Origin of the sequence: Parabacteroides sp. ZJ-118 (genome assembly GCF_011038785.1) — a bacterium.
Classification (GTDB): Bacteria; Bacteroidota; Bacteroidia; order Bacteroidales; family Tannerellaceae; genus Parabacteroides.
Genome location: NZ_JAAKDT010000016.1, coordinates 26,054 through 41,668 on the forward strand (window position 1 = coordinate 26,054; position 15,615 = coordinate 41,668).

Sequence of the window (15,615 nt, forward strand, 5' to 3'; positions counted from 1 at the left end):
TGTAAATTAAAAACGGTCTCCCCAAAGACGCCTCATTTGCTCAATTAGTTTGTGTTCAGCCGGATTTTCCTGCCCCTTCCACAAACGCTCGTCTAAAATTTCCTCCGGAAGATACTCTTGCTTTACAAAATGATTTTCGTAGTCGTGCGCATATTTATATTCCTTGCCATACTCCAATTCAGCCATTAGTTTAGTAGGCGCATTGCGTAAATGAAGCGGTACGGGTAAATTCCCGGTACGGTTAACAAGTGCCAAAGCGTCGCTGATCGCCATATAGGCCGAATTACTTTTCGGGCTGCAAGCCAGATAAACGGTCGTCTCGGCCAAGATGATCCGACCCTCCGGCCAACCGATCTTCTTCAAAGCATCAAAACAGGCGTTCGCCAGCAAAAGCGCATTCGGATTCGCCAATCCGATATCCTCGGAAGCGGAGATCACTAACCGCCGTGCGATAAACTCAGGGTCTTCCCCCCCGGCCACCATACGGGCGAGCCAATAAATGGCACCATCGGGATCGCTCCCCCGGATCGACTTGATAAAAGCGGAGATTATATCGTAATGCATCTCTCCTCCCTTATCATACGCCGCTGGGTTCTCCTGCAGCCTCTCCACTACCTTCCCATCCAAAATCTCAATATCGTTACTCTCCTCGGCAGACACCACCAGTTCCAATATATTCAGCAACTTCCGTGCGTCTCCGCCCGAATAACGTAACATGGCATCCGTTTCCGTCAGCCTTATGTTTTTATCCCTCAGAACGACATCCTCGGCGATCGCCTTATGCAATAGCGTAAGCAAGTCATCCTTGTCCAAAGACTTCAACACATACACCTGGCAACGGGATAACAACGGACGGATTACCTCGAACGAGGGATTCTCCGTGGTTGCCCCGATCAGCGTCACCACGCCCGTCTCTACGGCGTTCAGCAATGAGTCTTGCTGCGACTTACTGAACCGATGTATCTCATCTATAAACAATATCGGCGATACCGTATTGAAGAAGCGATTGCTCTTGGCCTTCTCTATAACCTCCCGCACGTCCTTCACTCCCGAACTGATCGCGCTTAACGTATAAAAAGGCGCATCCAACTTATTCGCTATGATCTGCGCCAAGGTAGTCTTCCCGACTCCCGGCGGCCCCCACAATATAAAGGAGGGAACCCGCCCCGCATCAATCATCTTTCTCAACACGGCTCCCTGGCCTACCAGGTGCTTCTGTCCGATATAATCATCCAACGTCTTCGGACGCAATCTCTCTGCTAATGGTTGACTCATCATGGAAGCAAAAGTCGGACATTTTATTTACTTTTCAAAGGATAAGTCAAGAAATTTATCGTATAAAAAGAATGTTAAACAACAGGAAATGGCGACATAATGAAAGAGCAACCCCTGCAAATGCACTTTTATACATGCAACTTGCTAACATTATGACAATAATAATTTAACAACAGTCGGTGGATGATCATGCACCAATTATTAGATGATCTATACTTCCATATAAAACCCACAAACCTGCCAAGGAAATGGGATAAGGGAAGGTCACTCCAAGTAACGCCCATCCGAAAGAAATCCTTCGCATTATCATAATGCCTGAGAAACAGTGATTAAGTTATGATTTAACAGCGTTAACAATTAAAAAAATGAAGAAAATAGATCATAATAATGACAATTTGTTGTTTTTTACGGGTATAATTTATACTTTTGCAGCCGTTTTTCATTTAGGTATGTCGTAAAACATAAAATAAAGTAGTTCTGAATGAACTTGGTTAATCAACCATTAAAATGCAGAGAGAGCATTTTTAAGTATATAGTTAATAAATAAGCGTATTTATGAAGAAAAAGTTGACTTCTGTGCCACTATTTCTTGCATTGAGTGCAGGTGTGGTTTCAGCACAGATCTCGAAGGTTACCGGCAAGGTGATTGGAGAAGATGGAGAGCCGGTGATCGGTGCCTCTATTATCGTAAAAGGGACAACCGTGGGAACAATCACGGATTTTGATGGTAACTTTGAACTGGAAGTACCCGCGAATGGTAAGCAATTGATTATTTCATACATCGGCATGAAATCTCAAGAAGTTACGGCCACTTCCCATGTAAATGTAAAACTATTGGCTGATACCCAAAACTTGGATGAGGTCGTGGTTACGGCTATGGGAATCTCAAAGGAAAAGAAGGCTTTAGGTTATGCGGTTCAGGATGTGAAAGCAGAAGAATTGACGAAAGGAGCTAACACCAGTTTGTCCGGTGCGTTACAAGGTAAGGTTTCCGGAGTGGAGATTTCTCCTTCTTCCGGTATGCCGGGTGCCTCTTCCAAGATCACGATTCGCGGTTCTAGATCTTTCACAGGGGATAATACTCCTTTGTATGTGATTGACGGTATGCCTGTCGCTTCAACTGCCGATGTGGACACCGGCAGTTCTATTTCCGGCACGGACTTTGCATCTCGTGCGGTGGATATCGACCCCAACGATATTGAAAGCATTAATATATTAAAAGGACAGGCTGCATCTGCCTTGTATGGTATGCGTGCTACAAATGGAGTAATTGTTATTACGACCAAAAGTGGCAAGGGAGCCCGTAAAGGGAAACCCCAGGTCGCTTTTAATACAAGCTTATCTTTTGACAAGGTCTCAACGGTGCCTGAATATCAAAAAGTGTATGCGCAGGGTACGAATGGCAAGTATAGCCCGTATGCTTCAACTTCTTGGGGACCGCTAATCAGCGAACTGCCTAACGATCCGACTTATGGAGGTAACACGGATAATGAGTTTACCAAGCGATATGGTAAGCATGAGGGTATGTATTATGTACCTCAGCGTGCCGCAGCAGGATTAGACCCTTGGGCTCAGCCGCAAGCTTACGACAATATCAAGGATTTTTTCAATGTGGGTACGACATGGAGTAACTCTGCGAATGTGGCTCAGGCTTTTGATAAGGGCAACTATTCTTTCTCGATCGGTAATACTACGCAAGATGGTATTATTCCAAATACGGGTATGGACCGGTACAACGCAAAAATGAGTGCCGAAGCTCAATTACACATGAACTGGTCTACCGGATTTACCGGCACCTATGTAAATTCGAAGATCAGCAAGCAGTCCAGTGCCAATGATGGAATCTTAGCTACTGTTTACGGAGCGCCTTCTAGCTACGATTTAGCCGGTATCCCCAGTCATATTGAGGGCGACCCGTATACACAAAATACATTCCGTAACACATCTGGCTTTGACGGAGCTTATTGGGCGGTAGATAATAACGAGTTTTTAGAACGTTCACAACGTTTCTTTGGAAATACTTATTTGAAGTATTCTACGAAGTTCAATACCGATAATCACAAATTGGATGTCAAGTATCAATTGGGTGTGGACTCTTACACGACTCATTATACGGATTCTTGGGGTTATGGACACACAAATGGTTATGGAGAGATCGATCACTATGGATACTCAATCACGGAGTTGAACGCTTTGTTGACCGCAGCATATACTTGGAATATCAATGAAAACTGGTTGTTCGATGCCCTTGTCGGTAATGAATTAGTGGAGAATCAGCGGAAATTTTACGAGTCTTATGGTGCGAATTATAACTTCCCGGGTTGGAATCATATAGATAATGCTACGACTATGATAGCATCCGAGTCATTACGCCGAAAACGCACGGTTGGTAACTTTGCTAGCGTCTCATTGTCTTACGCGAACATGGTTTACTTCAGCGCAACTGTTCGTAACGATATTGTATCTAATATGCCTCGTAACAACCGTTCGTTCACTTATCCGTCTGTTTCCTTGGGTTGGATTTTCACGGAATTGGAGCCCTTGAAGAATACGGTCTTGACTTATGGGAAATTGCGTGCTTCTTACGCCGAAGTAGGACAGGCTGGAGATTATTATGATTCTTATTATACTACACCGGTTTACGGCGGTGGTTTTTATGGTTCTACGCCTATACAGTATCCGATGAGCGGAATTACGGCGTTCACTCCATATGCGCGTGTGTATGATCCGAATTTGAAACCTCAGAACACGAAGTCTTATGAGTTAGGTATGGATCTGATCTTCTTGAATGGCCTGTTCTCGCTGAACTATACCTTCTCTCGGCAGAATGTGAAAGATCAGATATTTGAGGTTCCTTTGGCTGGTTCTACAGGCTCCGCAGAATTGGTAACCAATGGTGGCGCTATCCATACGAACGCTCATGAGATTACGTTGGGGATCAATCCGATCCATACGAAGAATTTTAAATGGGATATGGCATTTAATTTCTCTAAGATCGATAACTGCGTAGATGAGCTGGCTCCGGGTGTAGAGAGTATTTTCTTGGGAGGTTTCGTTGATCCGCAGGTACGTGCGAATATTGGCGATAAATTCCCTGTAATCTATGGTACGACTTTCTTGCGCAATGACAACGGTGATATTGTCGTAGACGAAGATGGCTTGCCTCAGATCGGTAGTGAGGGTGTGATCGGTAGGGTTTCCCCGGATTTCATCTTGGGTTTCAATACCAATTTTGAGATCTATAAATTCCGCATCGGCGCTACATTCGATTGGAAGTGTGGTGGACAGATGTATAGCGGTACGTTGAACACGTTGAACTATTATGGTACGAGCATGGAGTCTGTTGAAAGTCGTACGACCGAGACTTTCCGTTTTAGTCATCCGGCTGTTAAGCAGTTGGAAGATGGTTCCTATGTAGCTAACGACATAGATATCAGAAGTGAAGACGCTTTATCTTATTACGACCGTATGACGCTTATTTCCGAAGCAGGTATTTATGACAGTGGTTTCTTGAAACTACGTGAGTTGTCTGTTAGTTATCCGGTATGGGATAAGAATGGCATCAACGTGAACTTAAATGTTTTTGCCAGAAATATCATTCTTTGGTCTGAGTTAAAAGGGTTGGATCCTGAGGCTTCTCAAGGTAATAATAATATGGGCGGTGGCTTCGAGCGCTTTTCTATGCCAGGTGCTTCGAGCTATGGCTTCGGTTTAAATGTGAAATTCTAATAAAGGAAACAAAAGATGAAACTTCAAAATATCTCAAAAAATTTATTGACGGGAGTTGTTTTCACCGCAGCCTGGGTCTCTTGCTCTGAGGATAAGATGGATGAGATCAACAAAGATCATAATCATACCACGGCAGTTCCCGCTAAGATGATCCTTACGGATGTCATGACTTCTACCGCGTTTAACGTGGTTAGCGGCGATTTCAATTTATATGGTGGTATGTATGTAGAGCATGAGACCGGTTCACATAACCAGTTCTACTATGCGGAAACTCGTTCTTCTTGTACATCGGCTTCTACCTTTAATAACTCATGGGGGGGAACCTATTCGACACTGAAAGATGCGTTGATCTCTGTCAAAATCGCAGAAGAAGAGCAGGACTTCCTGACAAAAGGCATCGCGGAACTTTTCGTAGCTTACAATTTGGCGATCTTGACAGACATGTATGGTGATACTCCTTGGAAAGAGGCCTGTGACTATACAGTATCTATGACTCCCGCTATCGACAAACAAGAGGAGATTTACAAGGATATCATGGCCTATGTGGATGCCGCAATTGAAGATCTTCAGAAATCGGATCTGACGAGTCTGTCTAATCAAGATTTGATTTATAAAGGCGACGCTTCGGCTTGGCTAAAGACAGCCTATGGCTTAAAGGCTCGTTATACGATGCGCTTGATGGGACGTAGCGCCGATGTTAAGGGAGATATGGAAAAGGTGTTGGATTATGTTTCCAAATCATACACCTCGGCGGCCGAGCAATGTAGCTATGCCATGTATGGTGTGGGTGTTAATATCAACCCATTTTTCGGAGTATTCTATTCTCGTTTAGGAGAAGTAGCCAGCCGAAGTATGTTTGATAAATTGAATGAACGTAAGGATCCTCGTATCAGACGTTGCTATGTGGAAGCTAACAGCCAAACGATGATTGCTTCTAAAGATGATCCATTATTGAATCTTGCTCATAATGGTGATTTGGTGCAAAGTCAGTTAGAATATACTGTTTCCATGTTCTGTGCCGCTCAAACCGCTCCGACTCATATCTTAAGTTATCATGAGGTATTGTTCTTGAAAACAGAGGCTTTGTGTCGTTTAAATCGTAAAGAGGAGGCAAAAGCGGTGTTAAAAGAGGCGGTTGTCGCGGGTATGGCTAATATGGAGGTCAATATCAAGTCTGCCCTTGCTTCCGATTATTGGGAAGATTTCTTGAATGTAACAAATGAGGTGACACCAGAGGAGGCTGCTTCTTACTTCGACGAGAATGTCGCGCCCCTATTCGATGCTAATCCTTTGAAGGAGACGATGATTCAGAAATATATCTCTTTCTGGAACGCAGATGGAGAGTCTACCGAGTGCTATAATGACGTACGTCGTTTGAAGAGCTTGGGTGAGGATATTTATGACTTGCAAAATCCGGGTAAGTTCCCGTTAAGATGTCCGTATGGTAACGATGATACTACGACTAATCCTAACATACAGGCTGCTTATGGCGATGGTCAGTATGTATTTACCGAAAACGTATGGTGGGCTGGCGGATCTCGCTAATCGATCTATAAATGCATAAAGGGATGTTTCCGAAAGGAGATATCCCTTTCTCATAAATCCGTATTCTGACTAAACTGAAATTGTGTCTCAATCTTCTCCAGATCGCGGACAATCGTCATATCCATGATATTGCTATAGATCTCAGTCGTACGAACGCTTTTATGCCCTAGCAACTTCTGTACCGTAGTTATGTTCGCCCCATTATATAATAATAAGGTAGCGTTCGTATGCCGGGCGGCGTGGAAAGTGACCTTCTTGTCAATACCTGCCAATTGGCTGATCCGGTGTAATTGCTTATTCACGTTTGAATTAGAGGATAAGGAAATACCAAACAGGGTTCTCGGAGCATTCTTATATCGCTCATAAATAGGTAAAGATTTGCCCTCGAACAAAAGAAATAACGGTAAACGGACGCTCACGTCTGTCTTCATCGATGAATAAACCAGCCAAACCTTATCATCAATAATCAAAAAATTCTCTTTCGTTATACTTACTATGTCAGAGAAGCGTAGTCCCGTGTAGCAACTAAATAAAAACATATCCAGACATCGACGCAGTGTACGCTGTCCATCCAGCTTTAAGTTTTCCAAACGACCCAACTCCTCAGGAGTTAAATGGGTACGCTTACTCTCTTGATACTTAATCTTATATTTCCGAAAAGGATATTTGTGTAACTCGAACAATTCCTTATTAATCGCCAAGTTGATATATCGTTTCAAATGCTTCATATGTTTAGCGATCGTATTTCGATGATACTCCTGCTTCAATAAGAAATATTCAAAATCGCATAAAAAATTGAAATTAATATCTTTAAATAGGACCTCCTTCTTGTATACAGATAAAATATGCAAAGTGGACAAATGGTTTTTCAATGTCGATTTTTTCAAATTACTGTGTAAGACTTCCTCACGCATAAAAACAAGAAACGAGGGAGACGTTGGTGTCGGAGAGCTCTTCTCGCACAGATCCTTCAACGAGAAACCGTCATTCGCCTGTCTCTTCTCCAACTCATCTCTCTCCAACTCCATAATATAGTTCTGAAGATACTGGTTTAGCACATCCCTATTCGGATGATTCTTTATGGAACGTCTTTTGTTGTCCCATTGACAAGGTTTCACATAAACTTTCGTTGAAAAATACCTCTTTTGCCTATTCAAATAGGCCTCTACTTGAATCAAAGCTTTTCCTTCCGCGTTCAATTGCTTTTTTCGATTAAACACTAAGTTGTAAATTACTTTTTCCATGGCACATTTATATATTATCGGTTGTAAACACTAAGGAACACTAATAAATTCTTTGTAGCACAATCTACAAACTAAAAGTTTGTTATCACGGATTACCTAGTATCGGGTATAACACCCGATTTATCCGCTAAATTTTCACTAAATCGAAACGCTTATCCACGCATGCAGGCACCTCATGCGAGTAATGGGTTACGTAAATCAAGGTTTTCCCCGGACGATCGCAGAATTGCTCGATAATAGCAGCCGCCTTTTTCTTATTGCTCACGTCCAGACCGTGGAGAGGCTCATCTAATATAATTAAATCGGGATCTTTCACGAAGGTTCTCGCTAATAAAGCCAAACGTTGTTCTCCCGACGATAAGGTCAGGAATAAACGGTCTTTCAAATGTCCGATACCAAAGACATTCATCCACTCCAAGGCTACCGTTTCTTGTTCGGCATTACACTTACGAAACAAACCGATCGAATCGAAAAAGCCGGAACCCACAATATTCAAGGCAGAGACATTCTCTTTATAATATAAGTGCATCTCCGGCGATACATATCCGATACGCTTCTTGATATCCCAAATACTTTCCCCGGAACCTCTCTTTCTATCAAACAAATACAACGTATTCGCATACGACTGGGGATTGTCCGCATACACCAAACTCAGCAAGGTGGATTTACCGGAGCCATTCGGACCGAGTAACGCCCACTTCTCTCCGTTCTTGATTTCCCAATCCAAGTCTTTCAAGATCGTGCGGCTGCCATAGCGTATCCTTACACGTTCCATACGTAAAGTCACCTCGTGGGAAGAGGCTGTTTTGTTCATATCCACAGGTAAACGGACCTTACCAACTTCCTCGCACGCATGAATCCCTTCCGTTGGAAAAAGACGGGCGATTAATTCCGCATCCGACATAAACGCCTCTCGAGTCAGCGGAGGCAAGCAAGTACGATCATGGATAGGCAATACATGCGTGACCACAGCCGGTATGTCATGGGGATTAGATAACAACAGAACGAGCTGCACCCCATTCAAATTTATCATCTGCCCCAGCGTCTCTGCCAATAAATCCCGGGATGGAGCGTCTAAGCCGATAAAAGGATTATCTAAAATCAAGACACGAGGACGACTAAGCAACGTACGGACAATCAAGATTTTTCGTAATTCGCCACTTGATAAGAAGATCAACCGCTTAGGCAATAAATCCTCTATACCGAAAAAAGTCAATATCTTCGCTAAATCATCAGAACCGGCATATTCCTTCAACAACTCCTCGACAGTAGGTATCTCATCTGTCTCTGTCGAATGCCAACGTTGTTGATAATAAGAATTCCGGCAATCCACCAATGAATATATATCTTTAAACGCCACACATTTGATAAAATCACGGACTTTTCCGTCTCCAGCGAATACAACCTCCCCTTCCTTAAACGCGAATTTCCGTTGCATAATGTCTGCGATCAACGTTTTTCCTGCGCCATTCGGGCCTATCACGGCCCATTGCTGTCCTTCATCAATCCGCCAGTTCACGGGTGCCGTAAACCGTAATTCCGGCAAACGGGTAACGATATTCTTGATACGGATGACCATCTTTCCTTCTTTTTGCATATTTTCTAAATAAATTAAACAAAGGTACATAGTTTATTTAAGAATGACAGCATACTGGCAAAAAGGGGACTACTCCTCGCGAGCAGTCCCCCTATAGTATACAGGCACTTGGTATGTCTATATTAACTAGTAGTTAATGAACGCCTGTACGTGTATCCCACCACATTTGTTTGCCCCAAAAATTATCTACAACCTCGGCGTTAAACGGCGCGTTATTTGTTTTGTTCAACGAAAGCTCCGTATTCGGATAAGGAGAACGGAACGGAGGCACATTATGATTCGCATATTTAGTGGCACGTCCCGGAGCGATATAATGAGTCTCGGGAACACCCGTACGACGATACAAAGACCATCCTTCCATGGCTTGCTTGAACATTGCCACCCACTCCTCATACCAGATTTGCTTCATGTCGTCCTTAAACTTACCGGCACCCGCCATATAAGCCTCTATATCACCTTCCGCTACGCCATTTTCCTCCAAAGAAAAGCGAACCGCCTTGTTATAAGCCTCCTCCGCGGTCACACCCTTCGTGTTATATCCCAGTTTCGCAGCCTCCGCGATATGGAAATAAACCTCAGCTACACGCATATAAGGAGAGAAACCACCTAAATCGATACCGAACCGCTTCCCCCATACGGAATAAAGGCGAGAAGGAGGATTAGTGGTCGCCCCGATCGTATAACCGCGATAAACCGGGGTTCCGTCCGTATAATCGCTCTCCGTATCACCCTCGGAAGGAGGAGTTTGGCTAGACGGTGTCGGCTCACAATAAACCGAGATACGCGGGTCTTTGTTCTCCAACAAATAATTCACCATCACGTCGGAACAACAGAACTCACTCTTACGTGTACGGTACGCGTCAGCGATCGGCTCGTAGTAATTGCCATCGCCTTCCAACCACCAGAAGAACGCATTGTCATCGTTATCCTCCATGATCGGGTAATTAGCAGGATCGGCCAGCACCTCTTCCACAGTCTGCCGGGCCAAAGCCGGACTTACCTCGGAGATACGGATCGCTAAACGCAAACGCAAGGAGTTGCAATACTTCTGCCACTTCAGCATATCGCCGTGAAACAACAAGTCTCCACCACTAATATCATCGTCGCCACCGGCCGCGAATCCATCAGCCGCCTCTTTCAACTTCGCCAGCAAAGCCGGATAAATATCCTCTTGCTTATCATACTTCGGGGTCAGCACGCCATCGGCCATCTTGACAGCGTCAGAATAGGGAACATCGCGCCAACGATCCGTAGCGATCTGGATCACGTGCGCCTCCAACACCTTAGCCACGTTCAACATATTCGGGGAAGCCTCCGAACGTCTTTGAATATCCATCACATTGTTGAGCACACGGTAAATATGCTCCCAGTTCGTATCTTGCACACCCGGACGGAACTGATAACGGGACTCGTCTATATAACTCATCTTGGCTACATACCCACCAAACGACATAGGTTCATCCATAGCGAACCAACGATCATAAAAACGATAGGAAGTGTTATATAAGGAATATGCCAACAAATTCTCGGTCGGGGCATTTTCCGCATTATCAGGATCCGTGTTCACTTCCTCGAAGGAATCCGTACATCCTACCATGAACAATGAAGACAAGGCCACACACGCCGTACTTATATTTTTAATATATTTTTTCATCTTTCTATATTATGACTATAAATGATACTTTTAGAATGTCACACCCACTTTCAGTCCAAAGCTGCGAGAAGGAGGATAAGAATTGGACTCAAAACCGACATCTGCATTTGCCGCACCCGTCGTAGACTCCGGATCCAAATGGATCTGGTTCGATTTATGTACCCAAAGCAACGCAAGGTTCGTCCCTACCAATGATACATGAGCCGCCTTCAAATATTTCGTCTTTTTCAAGATAGACTGCGGGAATGTATATGTCAAATGAGCCTCACGCAATTTCAAGAAAGAACCATCCACCACGGCCATCTCGCAGATCGTATAATAGTTGCCGAAGAAGTCCTCAGCGCTAACCGCCGTATTATTGATAGAGCCATCCTCGTTCTTGAACACCTTGTCGGTCATTACGTTCTGTCCGGCAATAACACCGTTCTCACGAAGATCTCCCTCTGCCGTGAAGTCATAGATACCGGTATAGGTACCAAACGCCTGAGAGATTGAATATATATCGCCACCCTTACGGAAATCCAACAAGAAACCAAAACTCAAGTTCTTATAAGAGAACTCATTGTTGAAGCCCATTAACCAATCCGGGGTCACATCACCGATTTCCTTGTTCTCCTCGTACATTGGCATACCATCTCTAACCAAGATAGCGCCATCCTCATCATACACAAAACCTGTACCCACCAAAGTACCCCAACTCCTGCCGGGTTTCGCGTAGTTGTAGCAACTCCAACTAGAACCGATCTCATAAGCATCCAAGGACTCTCCTGTTGTCGGATCCGTGTACAACTCCACAATCTTCGATTTATCCTTAGACCAGTTCAAGGTAGCTGTCCAGTTGAAACCATCCTTATTCTGGATAATATCACCACTCAATTGAAGCTCGACACCTTTATTACTGATCTCGCCGGCATTGATCATCATCGAACGATAACCGGTAGATGTAGAAACACGCGCCTTCATGATCTGGTCTGTTGTCGTTTTCTGGTAGTAGGCTACATCCAGGTGCAAACGGTTCCGCAATAAATTAGCCTCCGCGCCGACCTCCCAAGTCTTCACCATCTCCGGACGTAAATGAGTGGCGGGGAAAGTGGTCGGATTATAATACAAGCTTGTTCCATTAAACGGAGCGGAAAGAACCGAATAATAGGCGTTCGATAAATAAGGATCCGTAGCGGAACCAATCTTCGCCCAACCGCCCCGCAACTTCAAGAAGTTCAACCAATCGGATTCCGTCAAGGAAGGGAAGGTCTCGGTCATGATCCAGCTCGCGCTGAACGACGGATAAAAGAACGCATCCTTAATCGTAGAATCCCAATCATTACGAACACTGATATCCACGTACGCTTGATTCCTCCAGCCAATTGAAGCATTGGCGTAAACCGAGTTGGAACGGCGTGTCTCGTGATTCTCCGACGCATATACCGAACCTCTGGCATTCGCTACCGTATAAAGCCCCGGAACGGTCAGCTCATCCGCGCCGATAGCTTTAAGGAAGTAATCATAATCACGGTAATTGGCGCCAGCCAACGCGTTCACATGAAAATCACCAAACTGCTTGTCAAAGTAAGCGATGAAATCCGCATTTATCTCCGTTGTCCTACGATCGTAATCGCGGAAATAGCCATCCGGGTAATCGATACTCCATTCAACGTTAGACAACTGACTGGAGAAATAGGTATCCAAGCCGATACGTCCCTCGAACTTCAACCAATCCGTCGGCTTATACCACAAAGAAGATTTACCGAACATACGATCGCGTTTATATTTGTTCAAGTTCTTGTTCAACACCCAATAAGGATTGTTGGCATAGGATTGTTGCCAGTTATAGTGCGTATAAGCGCCGGTCTCATCTTTCTGATCCCAATTCGCCTTCAGGTCGTCCATATCGATTTGGCGGCCGTGCCATTGCAACAAGGACTGCAAGACATTGGCCCCGTCATAACCGGTAGCCGGAAGATTACCGCTGGTCGTACGTACGAAGTTGGCGGAAAGATCAAACTCCACGTATTTATTAAAGTTCATCTTCGTATTCAAGGAGGCCGCGTAGCGCTGCATATCCGTATTCGGGGTCGTACCCTCTTGGCCTCGATAAGAGATAGAGGCACGAGTAGACGATTTTTCCGTAGCGGCAGTCAAGCTGATCGTATGGCTCGTAGAGTAACCGGTCTGGAAGAAATCCTTAATGTTATCCGGATGAGAAATCCATGGAGTAGCCTGCCGAACCCCATTCACCACGGGGCTATTAAATTGAGGCAATTGCAAACCGATATCCAGGCGAGGTCCCCAAGACTCATCCGCGTTATCATTAACACCGCTACCATTTCCATCCGCGTAAGAATATCCCATAGAAGAGGCGAAATCCTGATAAGAGCCATCGAAACCGCTGGCCTTCCAATCAAACTCAGAGCCATAGTAACCTTGTCCGTACTTATTCTGCAAACCCGGCAAGTTATAAATACGATCCATCGTAATATCGCCATCATAACTTACCGAAACGCCTTTGTCTTTTTTCCCCGACTTCGTCGTAATCAAAATAACACCGTTACCGGCACGCATACCATAAAGGGCGGCGGAACCTCCCTTCAAGACAGAGATAGACTCAATATCCTCCGTATTGATATCATTCAATCCCGATCCCAAGATAACAGAGCTACCTGTAGGGTTATCGTTCGTCATGGGCACACCGTCCACAACGATAAGAGGCTGGTTATTTCCGAAGGAAGAGTTTCCACGGATCACGATATTCTGCGAAGCGCCGATTTGTCCGCCTTGAGCGGTGACTTGCACTCCGGCAACCTTTCCGGACAACGAATTAGCGACATTCATCTGTCCCGCTTTCGTTATATCCTCCGATTTTACTTCCTGCAGCGCATAACCCAATGATTTCTTCTCGCGGGTCAAACCCATGGCGGTTACGACCACCTCATCCAACGCCTTGGAATCCGAGTCTAACACGATATTCAACACCGGAGCTACCGCCACTTCCTTCGTTTTCAATCCCACGTAAGAGATAAAAATCGTCTTAGCGTCTCCTGGCACATCCAAGGTGAAGTTACCTTCAAAATCCGTAACCGTACCGATCGTAGTGCCTTTCACAACAACCGCCGCACCGATCACGGGTTGCTGATCTTCCGATGATATAACATGCCCTGTTATCTTCATCGTCTGTGCCGTTACGACTCCTATGCTTATAAACAAGCATAACAATACAAAAGTCAATCTTTTCATAAACACACTCTTTGTTTAACAATTAATTATTTTCTAAAAACGTTTTTCATAATTTATCAAGAATCAACACAACCTTCACGCCGCAAATGTACAAAATATTTTTCGTTAAAAACAAATAAATACACAATTTAATGTTATTACAATACCACTTTGGGGCACAAAAAGATATTTACAGAGATTAAAAACAAACATTTTATCACTGTGAAAATATCATAATATCACAAAATAAACCTTCTTGTTGCTATTTTTTAGCTTATCTTCCTCTCCAAAATAAAAAATATACGGGTTTTGAATGTCATTTTAATAAATTTATGAACATTAGTAAAAAAAGGAGGGTTAATTTCTATAGTTCATTACTTTTATCACATTTTTCCTTGTGATCCTAAAGGAAACCGTTTTTCATAAATTAGGTTTCCTCCCCAATAAACGAATATCAATGTGTGGCAGGTCCGTCCCATTTTGGCACAGCCACCTGCCTTAAAAAACGATTGTTCCTTTACCCTGGTGGATTTCCGAGGCTTGCGTAATGACCACTTGCTTCACCCCTGCATCTATCGCTTGGTAAGCGTTTTCCAGCTTCGGGATCATGCCCCCTTGGATAACGCCTTGTTCCACATATTTATCAAACGCTTCCCGGTCAATTTCCGGAATCACGCTCTCGTCATCGTTCGCATCCAATAGAACTCCCTTTTTCTCAAAGCAGAACATCAAGGTTACCTCGAAGTATCTCGCCAACGCTTTCGCGGCCTCTCCCGCTATCGTATCCGCGTTCGTATTTAACAGGTTTCCCTGCTTATCGTGTGTAAGAGGAGCCAATACCGGAACGATTCCTTGGTGGATCAAGGCGGCTAACAAATCAGCGTTCACTTCCCTCACGTCTCCGACGAAACCATAATCCACCTCTTTCACGGGACGCTTGTCCGAACGCATCAAATTCATATCCGCTCCGGTCAATCCTAAAGCGTTCACGCCTAAAGCTTGCAGGCCGGCGACAATATGCTTATTCACCAGTCCGCCATAAACCATCGTCACGATCTTCAGCGTCTCGGCATCCGTAATACGACGGCCATTCACCATCTTACTCTCAATACCCAATCGGGCGGCAAGTTTGGTAGCCGAGCGTCCTCCCCCATGCACCAACACCTTATATCCTTCGATAGCGGCGAAATCATTCAACAGCTGACGAAGCGTTTCTTCTTCCTCAACGATCCTCCCTCCTACCTTTATCAAGATTAGTTTTTCCATTTCCTATACATTATTACATTATATTATAGATGAATCCTTCCAACATGCCACGCCTTCTTCCCGATAAACAGACACAAGAGCCTCCGGATAACAAA

8 protein-coding genes are annotated in these 15,615 nt (G+C 44.4%); 2 read left to right on the plus strand and 6 right to left on the minus strand.

Annotation, left to right across the window (positions count from 1 at the left end; genetic code table 11):
- Nucleotides 1-6: 6 nt before the first annotated feature.
- Nucleotides 7-1,278, minus strand: coding sequence for a replication-associated recombination protein A (locus G7Y39_RS06140; protein ID WP_165156093.1), 1,272 nt, complete (start codon nt 1,276-1,278; stop codon nt 7-9).
- A gap of 552 nt (nt 1,279-1,830) precedes the next feature.
- Between G7Y39_RS06140 and G7Y39_RS06145 the strand changes: the two genes are divergently transcribed.
- Nucleotides 1,831-5,004, plus strand: coding sequence for a SusC/RagA family TonB-linked outer membrane protein (locus tag G7Y39_RS06145; RefSeq protein ID WP_165156095.1), 3,174 nt, complete (start codon nt 1,831-1,833; stop codon nt 5,002-5,004).
- A gap of 15 nt (nt 5,005-5,019) precedes the next feature.
- Nucleotides 5,020-6,549: a SusD/RagB family nutrient-binding outer membrane lipoprotein gene (locus G7Y39_RS06150; RefSeq protein WP_165156097.1), complete on the plus strand. Its 1,530-nt coding sequence runs from the start codon at nt 5,020-5,022 to the stop codon at nt 6,547-6,549.
- A 50-nt stretch (nt 6,550-6,599) separates the two neighbouring features.
- Here the strand turns inward: G7Y39_RS06150 and G7Y39_RS06155 are convergent, their stop codons facing one another.
- From G7Y39_RS06155 to argB, 5 genes are all read right to left on the minus strand, one after another.
- Entirely contained in the window at nt 6,600-7,793 is a 1,194-nt protein-coding gene (locus G7Y39_RS06155) for a site-specific integrase (RefSeq protein ID WP_165156099.1), read from the minus strand.
- Between the two features lie 127 nt (nt 7,794-7,920).
- A complete protein-coding gene (locus G7Y39_RS06160) occupies nt 7,921-9,390 on the minus strand; it encodes an ATP-binding cassette domain-containing protein (protein WP_165156101.1) in 1,470 nt (489 codons plus the stop codon).
- A gap of 133 nt (nt 9,391-9,523) precedes the next feature.
- Complete coding sequence (locus tag G7Y39_RS06165; protein WP_165156103.1) at nt 9,524-11,044, minus strand: SusD/RagB family nutrient-binding outer membrane lipoprotein; 1,521 nt, start codon at nt 11,042-11,044, stop codon at nt 9,524-9,526.
- A 30-nt stretch (nt 11,045-11,074) separates the two neighbouring features.
- Nucleotides 11,075-14,275: a SusC/RagA family TonB-linked outer membrane protein gene (locus G7Y39_RS06170; protein WP_165156105.1), complete on the minus strand. Its 3,201-nt coding sequence runs from the start codon at nt 14,273-14,275 to the stop codon at nt 11,075-11,077.
- Nucleotides 14,276-14,752: 477 nt separating this feature from the next.
- The gene (argB, locus tag G7Y39_RS06175) at nt 14,753-15,520 is read right to left on the minus strand and encodes an acetylglutamate kinase (protein ID WP_165156107.1); all 768 of its coding nucleotides are present in this window, start codon (nt 15,518-15,520) and stop codon (nt 14,753-14,755) included.
- Nucleotides 15,521-15,615 lie beyond the last annotated feature (95 nt).

Excerpts from the sequence above, each read along its gene's own strand:
- G7Y39_RS06155 (WP_165156099.1), bottom strand. The coding sequence starts at position 7,793 with ATGGAAAAAGTAATTTACAACTTAGTGTTTAATCGAAAAAAGCAATTG.
- G7Y39_RS06170 (WP_165156105.1), bottom strand. The coding sequence starts at position 14,275 with ATGAAAAGATTGACTTTTGTATTGTTATGCTTGTTTATAAGCATAGGA.
- argB (WP_165156107.1), bottom strand. The coding sequence starts at position 15,520 with ATGGAAAAACTAATCTTGATAAAGGTAGGAGGGAGGATCGTTGAGGAA.
- G7Y39_RS06165 (WP_165156103.1), bottom strand. The coding sequence starts at position 11,044 with ATGAAAAAATATATTAAAAATATAAGTACGGCGTGTGTGGCCTTGTCT.
- G7Y39_RS06150 (WP_165156097.1), top strand. The coding sequence starts at position 5,020 with ATGAAACTTCAAAATATCTCAAAAAATTTATTGACGGGAGTTGTTTTC.
- G7Y39_RS06145 (WP_165156095.1), top strand. The coding sequence starts at position 1,831 with ATGAAGAAAAAGTTGACTTCTGTGCCACTATTTCTTGCATTGAGTGCA.
- G7Y39_RS06140 (WP_165156093.1), bottom strand. The coding sequence starts at position 1,278 with ATGATGAGTCAACCATTAGCAGAGAGATTGCGTCCGAAGACGTTGGAT.
- G7Y39_RS06160 (WP_165156101.1), bottom strand. The coding sequence starts at position 9,390 with ATGCAAAAAGAAGGAAAGATGGTCATCCGTATCAAGAATATCGTTACC.